Below are 12,999 nucleotides of genomic sequence, written 5' to 3'. Positions count from 1 at the left end.
CGTTTTTTTATAATTGATTGATATTCAGCGTTGTTGAAAAGCCTTCATGTGATCAATAAGGGCTGTGTTTTTCCGTCCTGATCAAATTTGAGCAGCAATAAGCGGGATGCTGATCAGCGTGCTAACACCGTCTAATGGAGAATTATTTATGTCGAGCCACGACACTCCCACGATAACCGAGATGCAGGTCATTCCTGTCGCAGGACGCGATAGCATGTTACTCAATATCGGTGGAGCGCACTCGCCGTACTTTACGCGCAACCTGGTTATTCTCAGAGATAGTCACGGTAATGTGGGGGTTGGAGAAGCACCCGGTGGCGAGACGATTCAAACGTCTCTTGAGCAGTCGCGAGAGATGGTGGTCGGTCAGTCGATCGGAAAAATGCGCTCCATGATTGCGTCGTTGCACAATGCTGGACGGAGTGCCGATTTTGAAGATTTCGGTAAAGGATCCTGGACATTCGAGCTTCGCATCAATGCAGTTGCCGCGCTTGAAGCGGCGTTACTTGATTTGATGGGGAAATTTCTGGGAGTGCCGGTGGCAGAGCTCCTAGGCAACGGCAAGCAGCGTGACAGCGTTGACGTGTTGGGATACTTGTTCTTTATCGGTGATGGGCACGCTACGCCGTTGGATTTCCGCCGTGGCACCGGGGGCTTGGATCACGACTGGTACCGTTTGCGTGACGAGGCGGCCATGACCCCCCAGAACATTGTTGGATTAGCTCAGGCGGCGCATGATCGATACGGTTTCAAAGACTTTAAATTAAAAGGCGGGGCCCTGGCTGGCGAGCAGGAAATCGAGGCCGTCACGGCGCTGCACAATGCGTTTCCAGATGCGCGCACGACCATTGATCCTAACGGGGCTTGGTCGCTCGAAGAGGCGATCCGGCTGTGCAAGGATCTCCACGGCGTGATCGCCTACGCAGAGGATCCTTGCGGGGCGGAACAAGGTTTTTCTGGCCGCGAGATTTTAGCTGAGTTTCGCCATGCCACCGGGTTGCCTGTCGCAACCAACATGGTAGCCACTAACTGGCGAGAAATGGCCCACGCACTGATGCTGCGTTCGGTCGATATCCCCTTGGCTGACCCGCATTTCTGGACGCTTTCCGGTGCCGTCCGTGTCTCTCAGCTCTGCCAGGATCATGGTATGACCTGGGGTTCACACTCCAATAATCATTTCGATATTTCTCTCGCTATGTTCGCTCAGGTGGGTGCCGCCGCCGTGGGGCGCACAACCGCGCTTGATACCCACTGGATATGGCAGGAGGGCGACGCTCGCCTGACCCGCAATCCACCGGAGATCGTGGGTGGCAAAGTGGCCGTCACCGACGCGCCGGGGCTTGGGGTCGACATCGACATGAAGACCATAGAGGAGGCGAATAAGCTCTATCTTTCACTGCCAGCTGGTGCTCGAAATGATGCGATGGCAATGCAGTATTTGATAGATGACTGGAAGTTTGATCCGAAAAAGCCAGCGTTAGTGCGCTGAGTGAACACCCTAAACGCGACAAAGAAGGACACTACAATGAAAAAGTTAGCGCTAAACTTATCTGTAGCAACAGCAATGATGGCCAGTACTGGTGCATTTGCTGAATATCCTGAGAAAAACATCGATATGATCGTTCCTTTCTCAGCCGGTGGCGGCAACGACACCTTCGTCCGCGCACTACAGCCGCTTCTTGAAGAAAAACTCGATACCAATTTGGTCATTCGCAATATCTCTGGCGGTGGCGGAGCCGTGGGGCTGACGCGCGCTCAGGCATCAGAAGCAGATGGCTATACTTTAGCCGCCGCCAGTAATGCATTACTGACCTTGGAAGCGTTGGGTAATGTTGACTTTACCTACGAAGATTTTGATTTTATCGCCAAGATCCTTGAAGAGCCCTACGTCATCGCCGTCGGTGGCGACAGCGAATACGATGACCTGGACGCCATGGTCGAGGCTGCGAAGGAAGGCACCTCGGTGCAAGTGGGGGTTTCGGGTGTAGGGTCATCAGCTCACATCGCGGCAGTGGCATTTGCTGATACCGCTGGAGTCGATTTCAACTTCATCCCCTACCCCGGCGGTTCTGAGACTATCTCCGCTGCTATGGGAGGGCATGTAGATGCCGTGGTACTGGGAGGGGCGGAACTTCGCTCGGCGCTAGAGTCAGGTCGTCTAAAAGCCTTGGGTATGTCTTACAAAGAGCGTAGCGAGTCGCTGCCCGATGTGCCTACTTTCCAAGAGGAAGGCTACGATCTGTCCTTGACAGTATTTCGCGGTATTGCGGGCCCGGATGGCCTACCGGAAGAGGCTAAGGAAGCGTGGGTTAACGCCATTAAAGAGATTGTGGAAGAAGGATCCTTCGAAGAGACTGCCTCAAACCTGGGCTTGGATATTGTTCCGCTGTATGGGGATGAGCTAGAGGCGTTTATCGCTGAATCTGCAGAAGTGATGAAAGAAAGTGCTGGAGATTTGGCAGTTGAAGAGAATTGAGGAGTTAATGACTGATGGCAAAGGATATAGGTAAACCGATCTTTGATCTGTTTCTTGTGGTGGCATCGGCAATTGGGTTTTATATGGCCACTACGCTGCCAGCAGTCAGCATGGCGGGGGGGCTTACCCCCGCTACTTTTCCAAAGTTGATTTCTGGTTTGATTTTTGTCTGTGCCGTGCCCTGCTTAATACGTGATTATTACGAATGGCTTGCTGCAAGGCGAATGCGAGAAGAGAAAACAATTCTTAATGCCACTCCTTCTAAGAAAGGCATACTGCAGTGGCTGACCATCGTGGCTTTGATTATTGTTTATATCAACTTTTTCGAGCGGCTTGGGTATATCGCAAGTACAGCGATATTTTGCTTTTTAAATGTCGTTTGTCTGGTCATGACTAGCGGTGAATTTCAAAAATTAAGCAATCGTCGAAAACTTCGAAGCCTAGCAGCGTATACAGTTTTCGCGCTCGCTTTATCATTGGTTATCTATTATGTGTTTACCGAGCTATTCAATATCCCGCTACCGGATTGAAGAAGGAGAAGTGAGATGCTAACGGGTTATATTGATGGTTTGGGACTGGTCTTCCAGTTGGGTACCTTATTGGCGATTGCGGGTGGTACTTTCCTGGGTATTATTATGGGGGTATTGCCTGGCTTAACATCGGCCATGGCGATAGCCTTATTGTTGCCGGTAACGTTTGGAATGCCGCCTGTAATGGGTATTGGTATGCTGCTTGGTACCCTGTGTGGTGCTGGCGCCAGTGGCTCAATACCCGCCATATTGTTGAATATTCCAGGCACGCCATCCTCGGTCGCGACGACGTTCGATGGTTTTCCAATGGCTCAAAAGGGTGAAGCGGGGAGAGCCCTAGGACTGGCCATTGTTGCCTCTTTCTTTGGCGGTGTCGCTAGCATGGTGGTGTTAAGTCTTCTCGCACCACCCATTGCTGAGTTTGCATTGCGATTTGGTGCTGCAGAGTATTTTTCACTGAGTATTTTCGGGCTAGTCATTATTGCTTCTGTTGCGGGCAAGTCTCTTCTTAAAGGTTTGATTGCAGGTCTGATAGGTTTCTTTTGCTCCACGATCGGTACGGATCCTATTGCGGGGGTCGACCGTTTTACGTTTGGGCAACTTTCTTTATTGACTGGAATCAACCTGTTACCGGCGCTAATTGGGTTATTTGCTGTATCGCAAGTACTCAAGGATGCCTTTGAATATGATCCCTCCAGTAAGCTTCAGAGCAGCGCCCACAAAGTTGATATTGCGCGTCCGCGTTTTATTGAAACGCTGCGAAATTGGCGTGCTCTTCTCGTTGGTATCGTGTCCGGCTCTGTCGTGGGCCCAGTGCCTGGTGCTGGAGGCAGTATCGCCTCGCTGGTAGCCTATGACCAAGCACGTCGTTTTTCTAAAACACCTGAGAAGTTTGGTAAGGGGCATAGTGCTGGCATTGTCTCAGTTGAGAGTGCAAACAATGCTTTGTTAGGTGGGGCGTTAATTCCTACGCTTGCGCTGGGCATCCCTGGCGAGGCAGCGACCGCCGTCCTCTTGGGTGGTTTAATGATTCAAGGCGTTACGCCGGGACCGATGCTATTTGAAAGCCAGGGCGGCATCATTTACGGGATATTTCTAGCGTACTTAGTCGCTAACTTCTTCATGCTTATCATCATGTGTTTAGGCATCAAGCTGTTTGTTCGTGTACTTCAAGTTCCAAGAAAACAGTTGATATCGGCTATCATTGTTTTCTGCTTTATCGGTGTTTATGGCGTTGATGGGGATGTGTTTAACCTCTACATAATGCTGGCTTTTGGGTTGCTTGGCTATTTTCTCAACCGATATGGCTTTGGAACCGCTCCGGTAATACTGGGTTTAATTCTGGGGCCTATAGCGGAATCTAACTTGAGACGGGGGCTGCAGACTTTCGGTGGTGATTGGACACCGTTTTTCACCCGGCCCATCAGCGTTACCTTTTTAGTCATCGCCTTAGGGTTGCTGGCGCTGACACTGTGGCAGAACTACCGTACTCGTCAACAAGACACGGCGTCTGACGCTGCTTGAAGTCCATGGCCGCCATGCGAGGCGGCTGGGGTGTTGGAGCCCACTCGCGGAGTGGGCTTTTTTAATGGTGGGGGCAAGTGATGGCTAACATCGATTTTGAGACGTTGCGCAGTACGATTGAAAAATCACTGTTGAAAGCGGGGCTAAAGCCCGCTGATGCTGAGACCTGCGCGCAAATTCATGCTGAAAGTACCCGCGACGGCGTACATTCGCATGGTATCGGGCGGGTTCCGCGTTTCATTGAGTACGTCGGGAAAGGCTGGGTCGATATCGACGCTAAGCCAAGCCTTGTCCAACGATTGGGCGCGATTGAGGTGCTTGATGGAGGTTTTGGAATAGGTGTGGTCAATGCACTTCATGCCACAGAGCGTGCCATGGCGTTGGCGCGTGAGCATGGTATGGGGCTGGTGGCGTTACGCGATACAACCCACTGGATGCGGGGCGGAAGCTATGGCTGGCATGCGGTTGAGCAGGGGTTCGCTACGATTATGTGGACCAATACCGAGTCGTGCATGCCTGCCTGGGGTGGTGCTTCCCAATCGATTGGCAATAATCCGTTGGTGATGGCCGTACCGCATAACTCCGGGCCTCTGGTGCTCGATATGGCGATGTCGCAATTCTCCTACGGGAAACTGCAGACAACTCAATTGAAGGGCGAGCATTTACCCGTCGACGGCGGTTTCGATGAGCATGGCGAGTTGAGCCGTGATCCTGCGGCGATCGCTGCGACGCGCCGTTTGCTGCCAACAGGTTATTGGAAAGGCTCAGGGTTGGCGATCCTGTTGGACGCGTTGGCGTCGCTGCTCGCTCAAGGGCGCCCTAGCCATGCCATTGATAAGGTCCAGCGCGGCAGTGGCGGCGGTTGCTGCCAAGTGTTTATGGTGTTTGACCCAGAACAACTCGGTGGGCGGGACGCTTGCGATAGCGTTGTCGAAGGTATCCAGGCTCACTTGGCCGCTACTCTTCCTGCCGAACCGGGCCGTACAGTGCGCTGGCCGGGGGAGTCGACCGCTGCCCAACGATATGGAGAGGGCCCGATTGTTATCGATGACATGCTATGGCGGTCTGTGTGTGAGCTCGCAGGGGACTAGTTAACGGCGCTATAAACCTTAACAGGTATACAGGGCATGACTGCTACTTTGGTTTAAATTTTGATAGTTCTGCTTGCACCCTGCAAGCGGGATACATATCTTCTAGGTTGTATGATGTATGACATAAGCCTGTTGGCTAACTAATGGTATCTATTCACTGAGTGGTCAACACATTCTACAAGAGGGCGCAACGTGACATTTTCAAGAGAAGCTGTAACAAAAGCCATCGGCGATGGCCTACTGTCGTTCCCGATTACGGACTTCGATAGCCAGGGTCGTTTCGATGAAGCGAGTTACCGCAAGCGGCTTGAGTGGTTCATCAGTCATGAGATATCGGCGGTCTTCGTCGCCGGTGGCACGGGGGAATTTTTTAACCTCTCACTTGAAGAGTATCGCGAGATTGTCCGCGTTGCTGTTGAAGTGATTGATGGACGTTTGCCGGTAATCGCCAGCGCAGGCTTGAGTATTGAGGCGGGCAAAGACTTTGCAAAAGCAGCGGAAGAAGCGGGCGCCGATGGCATTCTATTGATGCCTCCGTACCTCACCGAGTGCCCGCAGGATGGCTTGGTGGAATATGCCCGCCAGATTTGCGATGCCACCGCCGTCAACGTGATTTATTACAACCGCGGCAACGGTATTTTGAATGCCTCATCGGTTCAGCAATTGGCCGATCAGTGCCCTAACTTGGTGGGGCTGAAAGATGGCAAAGGTGATATCCAAGCGTTAAATAAAATCGTCAAAACCGTCGGTGACCGTTTGGTTTATATCGGTGGTGTGCCCACGGCTGAAATTTTTGCCGAGGCCTATGTCTCCATTGGCGTGAATACCTACTCTTCGGCCGTTTTCAACTTCGTGCCGGAAATGGCGGTGAAATTCTACAAAGCGTTACGCCAAGGAAATAAAGACGTTGTAAAACAGATCACCAACGACTTTTTCATTCCTTTCGTGGACCTCAGAGATCGCAAAGCGGGCTATGCCGTTAGCCTAATCAAAGCAGGCGCTGACATTGTTGGCCGTCCTGCGGGCAGTGTGCGGGCGCCGCTTGTAATGCCAACCCAGGAGGAGTGTCAGGAGCTTAAAAAGCTGATTGATAGCGTTAAGGAGTGATAAGCCACTTATCACTAAGTTACTAACTCGTTAAGTCGCTAACTCATTAAACCGCTGAGCTATAACAATTTTACAACGAGCAAAAGAGGTGAAGTATGATCGTTTCCAATAAGTTAATGACAAGTGTAGGCACCGCAGCGCTGATGACAGCATTGAGCATCAGCGCTGGCGTGGCAATGGCACAGGATGGCCCGCTGCGCGGCAATATCCGTGTAGTTATCGGCTCAACGTCTACCGGTGGCGACACTTATCAGAACTCTACTATAGTAGTGGACCAGCTAGCTGAAAAGCTGGACCTCAACATGAAAGTGGATGCCGTTGGCGCCAGCTCGGCTTTTCGCACCCTTGACCGAGATTCTCGCGGCAACACGCTAATGATCTTTCACGATCAGGCCTATCTTGGTCACCTGTATGGGGTAGAGGGTTACGACGATATTTTTGAAAAATATACCGTTGGACCGACTGTCGCCATCAATCCAGGCAATGCTTACCTGGTGCCGAAAGACTCTCCTTACGAAACGCTTGACGACATTATCGCCGCCGTCGGCGATGGCGAGACCGTGCGTGTCGCGATCCAGCCGGGCGGCGTCTCGGAGATTGGTTTCAGTGCTTTAAAGAATGCCATCTCCATTGAGCACCCTGGTCAGGAAGATAATCTGGTCGCTGTTAACACCGGCTCTCAATCCGATAAAAACCAGCAACTGTTCGACGGCCAGGCTGACGTGATTAACGGCACTGTACAGGCGAATGAGCAGTACACCCGTTTGCCTGAAGATGATCAGAAAGCGATGCGTTTTGTCTGGTTGACGGCGCGCGAAGATACTATTGAACAGGCCCCTGAAGAGGGACTTGGACAGACGTCTCGCGAGCAGTTGTTGGAATATGTAGAGCCAAACGTGCACGTCACTATGGGGGATGACGAGAGTTTCACTTTCGATAAAGAGTTCTTTTTCCTCTACAACAAAGAAATGGATCCGGCGATCGTTGAGCAAATCGATGAAGCGCTAGCGGAGATCTACGAAGAAGGTGAAATCCAGGAAATTCAGAAGAACGCCTTCTTTATCCCCAACTTCAAGCCTTCTGATGAAGCCTCGGAGTATCTCGCCGATAAAATGGCGCGCTACGAAGAAATTATCAGCAACATCAAGTAAAAGGTAGGGCGCCCGCTGTGTGTGGCGGGTGCCCCACTTATGTGTGAGCCGCTATAGAACCGCTATAGAAAGAACTATGGTAAGCAGGGCACCCTGCTGCTTATGCCCGGAGCCGTTATGGAATCAGGTCTGTCAAGTCTGCTCAGTGTCTCAATAGATTTCGAGACCTCCCACTTGTTCTTCCCAACAATTATTCACTGGATTATGGCGATTCTATTTGCCTTGATTTTGGTAATGAAGGTAATGCCTTTCATGGCCGCAGTGAAGCGGGGAGAGCGCACAATGCCCATTATTGGCGAAGCCAGGGATAGTTTCCGTTTCTTTGGCACCCTCGTCTTAATCGCGGCCTATTTTTATTTCATGGCGGTGGTGGGTGACATGTTTCCCTATACGGGCTATGGCTTCCTGATTGTTTCGATCGCTTTCGTGTTCCTTATGTCACTGCTCTATTTGCATGATTGGACGAAAAAGGCCATTACCATCGTGATAGTCAATGCCATCGTCGCGCCTAGCCTAGCCTGGTTCGTTCTCGCCAAGCTGTTCACTATCACCTTACCGTGACCGGAGCGAGTGCCACCATGGAATTCCTCTCACTTCTCGATATAACCTTCTTTTTACTCGCGGGGTTCGGTGCTCTGATCGGCATCATCTTCGGTGCTATTCCCGGCATGACAGCTACCATGGCGGTCGCGGTTTGTCTGCCGCTGACCTATGCCCTAGGCTTAAATCATGGTCTGGCGCTGTTGCTTGGTCTTTATGTAGGTGGCATCTCAGGCGGCATGGTGCCAGCCGTTCTGCTCAATATCCCCGGCACGCCTTCTTCTATCACCACCACCTTTGACGGCTATCCAATGGCTCAAAAGGGTGAGGGTGAGAAAGCGTTAAAGATTTGTGTCGTTGCTTCCGTTATCGGCGGGCTTATTAGCGCCGCTGTACTGTTCTTATTTGCGCCGCTGTTGGCTGACTTTTCGATCAAATTCTCCTACGTGGAGAAGTTTTTGATCATTTTGTTAGCGTTAAGTGTCATTGCTTCACTGTCCAGCAGCATGCTGATTGGCATCTTTAGCGGCGTTATTGGGATCTGGTTGAGCTTGATTGGTGACTACAGTATCTCTGATGGCGGCAATGGCAAAACCCGACTGATGTTCGACTTCATGGAACCCTACTTATTTGAAGGGTTTTCGCTGCTGCCGGTGCTGATCGGTGTGTTTGGTATTTCTACCATCCTGCTGGAGGCGGAAAAAGGGGCAAAGAGCGGACTGGTCAACGAGCGCATCAAGCTCAGTAAGGGAGCCGTCTTCTCGCTTTCAATTTTCAGCGGGCGTCTGACCAACTTGGTGCGTTCGTCCTTTATCGGCACTTTCGTTGGCATGCTGCCTGGGGTCGGAGGCAGCGCTGCCTCTGTATTGGCGTATACCCAAGAGAAAAACTTAACGCGGGATTCGTCACAAATGGGTAAAGGGGCGCCTCAGGGGCTGATCGCCTCGGAGTCCGCCAATAATGCTTTAACCGGTGGTGCGTTAATTCCATTGCTATCACTCGGTATTCCCGGCGACTCGACCACCGCTGTTTTGATTGGTGCGTTCACGCTACAGGGTATCCAGGTCGGGCCGCTATTTATTCCTGAAAACACCGATACTTGGTACGTCATGATGACGGCCCTGGTATTCGCCAATATCGTGATGTTCTTCTTAATGTTTTATGCCATTAAGTACATCGCCAAAGTGGTAATGGTGCCCAAGCATATTCTCTTCCCCATCATTGTGATGATGTGTGTGGTTGGTGCTTATGCCATTAACTACGGAATTATGTTCGATGTCTGGACGCTACTTATTTTCGGTGTTTTAGGCTATCTGGTGCAAAAAATTGGCCTCGAAGTTGCCCCGCTCATTATTGGTTTTATCTTGGGAAGCCAAGCAGAAGTCTACTTCGTCAAGAGCTTGGAATCGTTTGGCACCTACTCGATCTTTTTCACCAAGAGCCCCATCGCTATGGTGCTATGGGGGCTGATTGCTGCCTCACTAATATTTGCGGTCATCATGAGCTTTAAGTCCCGCACCAAGCAAAAAATGGAGCTGACTCAGGTGACGGGCAGTACACACACAGCCTCAGGAAAGGGTCATGACACAGACAACCACTAATGCGCGTGTGATCCGCGTACACCCTGATGATAATGTCGCCATTGTGGTCGAGCAGGGCGGCCTGGCTGAAGGTACGGTCATTGAGGGAGGCATCACTACCCGCATGGCTGTCCCGCAGGGCCACAAAGTGGCGCTAGTAGACATCTCTGAAGGCGAGCCGGTCGTTCGTTATGGCGAGGTTATCGGCCAAGCATTAACGGCCATTTCGTGCGGCGGTCACGTAAACGAGACGAATATACGCCTGCCCATCGCGCCAGCACTGGATGAATTACCCTTGGCGACGCGTGAGGTACCCGCATTGGAGCCTCTGGAGGGTTATATCTTTGAAGGCTTTCGCAATCCTGATGGCAGCGTGGGTACCAAGAACGTGCTGGGTATCACTACCAGCGTTCAGTGTGTCGCCGGCACCGTCGATTTTGTTGTGCAGCGGATCAAGCGCGAACTGCTGCCACGCTTTCCCAACGTTGACGATGTCGTAGGACTTAACCATTCGTATGGCTGTGGTGTGGCTATTAATGCCCCCGCTGCCATTGTGCCGATTCGGACGCTTAAAAATATCGCCCTGAATCCTAACTTCGGCAACGAGATAATGGTGATTGGTTTGGGTTGCGAGAAGCTGCAACCGTCCACGCTGCTTGATGATCGCCCGGTGAAAATTTACGAAAACACCGAGGCAGCCGATCCTGAAGCCAACGTGCTAAGTCTTCAAGATGACTCCTTCCAAGGCTTCGGTGAGATGGTCGAAGGTATTTTGGCCATGGCCGAACGCCATCTTGAGCGGCTCAATCGACGTCAGCGTGAAACTTGCCCGGCGTCTGAGCTAGTGGTCGGTATGCAGTGTGGCGGCAGCGACGCTTTTTCCGGGGTGACGGCTAACCCAGCGGTGGGCTTTGCGACCGACTTGATCGTACGGGCGGGCGGCAGCGTGATGTTCTCTGAGGTCACCGAAGTCCGTGATGCTATTCATCTGCTGACACCCAGGGCGGTTGATGAGCAAGTGGGTAGGGCGTTGATCGAGCAAATGGCCTGGTACGACGACTACCTATCTCAAGGGCAGGCGGATCGTAGTGCCAATCCTTCGCCAGGCAATAAGAAAGGCGGGCTCAGCAACGTGGTCGAGAAGGCGCTGGGCTCGGTGATTAAGTCAGGTAGTGCGCCAATTGTTGATGTTATTGGCCCCGGTGAACGGCTACGCCGCAAGGGGCTGACGTTTGCCGCCACCCCCGCCAGCGATTTTATCTGCGGCACCCTTCAATTAGCCGCGGGAATGAACTTACAGGTGTTTACCACAGGGCGCGGCACACCGTATGGGCTCGCTATGGTGCCGGTGCTGAAGGTTGCCACTAACTCCACGCTAGGCAAACGCTGGCACGACATTATTGACCTGGATGCGGGACGTATCGCGACCGGCAATGCCAGCATCGAGGAGGTGGGCTGGGAGCTTTTCCATCTTATTCTTGACGTAGCAAGTGGGCGTCAACAGGCTGCCGCGGATCGGCTGGGTATTCATAATGATTTGGTGCTGTTTAACCCTGCGCCGGTGACTTGATTTCCGAACGAATTTTTCAAGTTAGATGATTGTTAAAAGAGGTAGACGCACTATGTTTCCGAAAATTAAATCAATGAAAGTGGTGCCTGTCGCTGGCTACGACGGCTTTCTGCTGAATCTTAGTGGCGGTCATGCGCCCTGGTTTATCCGCTGTGTGGTCATTCTTGAAGATGACGCCGGTAACCAGGGTGTTGGCGAGATTCCTTCCAGTGACGGTATTCTTAAAGGTTTAGAGCAGTGCCGCGCGTTGGTAGAAGGTTCGCAAATCAATAATATTAAGCACACTCTCAATCAGGTTCGCTTGCGGTTAGCGCAGAACGGCCGCGAAGAGCGTGGCCGTCAGACGTTTGATCTGCGAGTGGCAGTGCATGTGATCACGGGCATTGAATCGGCGCTATTGGATCTCTATGGCCAGGCGCTAAACATGCCCGTCGCCGACCTGCTGGGTCAGTACGGCCGCCAGCGTGATGAAGTCGAGGCATTGGGCTACCTGTTTTTATTGGGTGACCCGGCGAAGACCAACCTGCCGTATCCAACAGTAAGTAATCCTCAGGATACCTGGGACGAAATTCGCTACCAGGAAGCCCTGACACCCGACGCTGTGGCCAATTTAGCCAAAGCCGCCTACGAGCGTTATGGGTTTAAAGACTTTAAATTGAAAGGCGGTGTGCTGCGCGGCGAAGAGGAAGCCGATTGCATTCGCGCGCTCCATGACGCATTCCCAGAGGCCCGCCTAACCCTTGACCCCAACGGTGCCTGGAAACTTGATGAAGCGGTACGGGTGCTGGAGCCGATCAAGCACCTGCTCAGCTATGCCGAAGATCCCTGTGGCCAGGAAGAAAGCTATTCTGGGCGCGAGACCATGGCCGAGTTTAAGAGGCGCACCGGTCTACCCACGGCTACTAATATGATCGCGACAGATTTTAAACAGCTGCAGTATGCCGTCCAGCTTAATTCTGTTGACATACCTTTAGCAGACTGTCATTTCTGGACCATGCAAGGCGCGGTGAAGGTGGGTGAGCTTTGCAATGAGTGGGGCATGACCTGGGGATCGCACAGCAATAACCACTTCGATATTTCGCTCGCCATGATGACCCACGTGGCGGCGGCTTGCCCGGGTGAGATTACCGCGATTGACACCCACTGGATTTGGCAAGATGGGCAACGTATCACGAAAAACCCCTTGCTCATCCGCGATGGCAAGCTCAAAGTGTCCACCACACCAGGGCTGGGAGTTGAGCTTGACGAAGACAAGCTGATGGAGGCACACAGTCTTTATAAGTCGTTGGATACCACACAGCGCAATGACGCCATTGCCATGCAGTTTTTAATTCCTGGATGGGAGTTTGATCCAAAGCGCCCCGCGCTCATTCGCTAGAGCGCTTTCTCATTGAAGGTAGGATAAGTCAGGCGTGCCACCAATAGAGAGA

Annotated in this window: 11 protein-coding genes; all 11 read left to right on the top strand. The window is 52.1% G+C overall.

Features of this window, described 5'->3' with window-relative positions; genetic code table 11:
* Positions 1 to 148 precede the first annotated feature (148 nt).
* The 11 genes from ACUVOF_RS02140 (at position 149) to ACUVOF_RS02090 (ending at position 12,947) form a co-directional block, all read left to right on the top strand.
* A complete protein-coding gene (locus tag ACUVOF_RS02140; RefSeq protein WP_447042797.1) occupies positions 149 to 1,489 on the top strand; it encodes an enolase C-terminal domain-like protein in 1,341 nt (446 codons plus the stop codon).
* A 36-nt stretch (positions 1,490 to 1,525) separates the two neighbouring features.
* The gene (locus ACUVOF_RS02135) at positions 1,526 to 2,476 is read left to right on the top strand and encodes a tripartite tricarboxylate transporter substrate binding protein (RefSeq protein WP_447042796.1); all 951 of its coding nucleotides are present in this window, start codon (positions 1,526 to 1,528) and stop codon (positions 2,474 to 2,476) included.
* A gap of 14 nt (positions 2,477 to 2,490) precedes the next feature.
* Complete coding sequence (locus ACUVOF_RS02130) at positions 2,491 to 3,006, top strand: tripartite tricarboxylate transporter TctB family protein (RefSeq protein WP_447042795.1); 516 nt, start codon at positions 2,491 to 2,493, stop codon at positions 3,004 to 3,006.
* Positions 3,007 to 3,021: 15 nt separating this feature from the next.
* The gene (locus ACUVOF_RS02125; RefSeq protein ID WP_447042794.1) at positions 3,022 to 4,530 is read left to right on the top strand and encodes a tripartite tricarboxylate transporter permease; all 1,509 of its coding nucleotides are present in this window, start codon (positions 3,022 to 3,024) and stop codon (positions 4,528 to 4,530) included.
* 80 nt (positions 4,531 to 4,610) lie between these two features.
* The gene (gene yiaK / locus ACUVOF_RS02120; protein WP_447042793.1) at positions 4,611 to 5,621 is read left to right on the top strand and encodes a 3-dehydro-L-gulonate 2-dehydrogenase; all 1,011 of its coding nucleotides are present in this window, start codon (positions 4,611 to 4,613) and stop codon (positions 5,619 to 5,621) included.
* Positions 5,622 to 5,813: 192 nt separating this feature from the next.
* Positions 5,814 to 6,728, top strand: coding sequence for a 5-dehydro-4-deoxyglucarate dehydratase (kdgD, locus tag ACUVOF_RS02115; protein WP_447042792.1), 915 nt, complete (start codon positions 5,814 to 5,816; stop codon positions 6,726 to 6,728).
* Between the two features lie 95 nt (positions 6,729 to 6,823).
* The gene (locus tag ACUVOF_RS02110; protein ID WP_447042791.1) at positions 6,824 to 7,879 is read left to right on the top strand and encodes an ABC transporter substrate-binding protein; all 1,056 of its coding nucleotides are present in this window, start codon (positions 6,824 to 6,826) and stop codon (positions 7,877 to 7,879) included.
* A gap of 117 nt (positions 7,880 to 7,996) precedes the next feature.
* Positions 7,997 to 8,440, top strand: a complete 444-nt coding sequence (locus ACUVOF_RS02105) for a tripartite tricarboxylate transporter TctB family protein (protein WP_447042790.1) — start codon at positions 7,997 to 7,999, stop codon at positions 8,438 to 8,440.
* A gap of 17 nt (positions 8,441 to 8,457) precedes the next feature.
* Positions 8,458 to 10,020: a tripartite tricarboxylate transporter permease gene (locus ACUVOF_RS02100; protein WP_447042789.1), complete on the top strand. Its 1,563-nt coding sequence runs from the start codon at positions 8,458 to 8,460 to the stop codon at positions 10,018 to 10,020.
* Positions 10,001 to 11,569 carry a galactarate dehydratase gene (gene garD, locus ACUVOF_RS02095; RefSeq protein ID WP_447042788.1) on the top strand — a complete coding sequence of 523 codons (1,569 nt, stop codon included), beginning with the start codon at positions 10,001 to 10,003 and terminating at the stop codon, positions 11,567 to 11,569. The genes ACUVOF_RS02100 and garD overlap by 20 nt, the downstream gene beginning before the upstream one ends.
* Positions 11,570 to 11,621: 52 nt before the next feature.
* Positions 11,622 to 12,947, top strand: a complete 1,326-nt coding sequence (locus ACUVOF_RS02090) for an enolase C-terminal domain-like protein (protein WP_447042787.1) — start codon at positions 11,622 to 11,624, stop codon at positions 12,945 to 12,947.
* Positions 12,948 to 12,999: the final 52 nt, after the last annotated feature.

The organism is Vreelandella sp. H-I2 (assembly GCF_052959335.1).
The sequence above is the reverse complement of the archived record's forward strand: the minus strand, read 5'-3'. Positions and strand labels throughout refer to the sequence as shown.

Coding starts and splice junctions, on each gene's coding strand:
- ACUVOF_RS02140 (WP_447042797.1), top strand. CDS start 149: ATGTCGAGCCACGACACTCCCACGATAACCGAGATGCAGGTCATTCCT.
- ACUVOF_RS02135 (WP_447042796.1), top strand. CDS start 1,526: ATGAAAAAGTTAGCGCTAAACTTATCTGTAGCAACAGCAATGATGGCC.
- ACUVOF_RS02130 (WP_447042795.1), top strand. CDS start 2,491: ATGGCAAAGGATATAGGTAAACCGATCTTTGATCTGTTTCTTGTGGTG.
- ACUVOF_RS02125 (WP_447042794.1), top strand. CDS start 3,022: ATGCTAACGGGTTATATTGATGGTTTGGGACTGGTCTTCCAGTTGGGT.
- yiaK (WP_447042793.1), top strand. CDS start 4,611: ATGGCTAACATCGATTTTGAGACGTTGCGCAGTACGATTGAAAAATCA.
- ACUVOF_RS02110 (WP_447042791.1), top strand. CDS start 6,824: ATGATCGTTTCCAATAAGTTAATGACAAGTGTAGGCACCGCAGCGCTG.
- ACUVOF_RS02105 (WP_447042790.1), top strand. CDS start 7,997: ATGGAATCAGGTCTGTCAAGTCTGCTCAGTGTCTCAATAGATTTCGAG.
- ACUVOF_RS02100 (WP_447042789.1), top strand. CDS start 8,458: ATGGAATTCCTCTCACTTCTCGATATAACCTTCTTTTTACTCGCGGGG.
- garD (WP_447042788.1), top strand. CDS start 10,001: ATGACACAGACAACCACTAATGCGCGTGTGATCCGCGTACACCCTGAT.
- ACUVOF_RS02090 (WP_447042787.1), top strand. CDS start 11,622: ATGTTTCCGAAAATTAAATCAATGAAAGTGGTGCCTGTCGCTGGCTAC.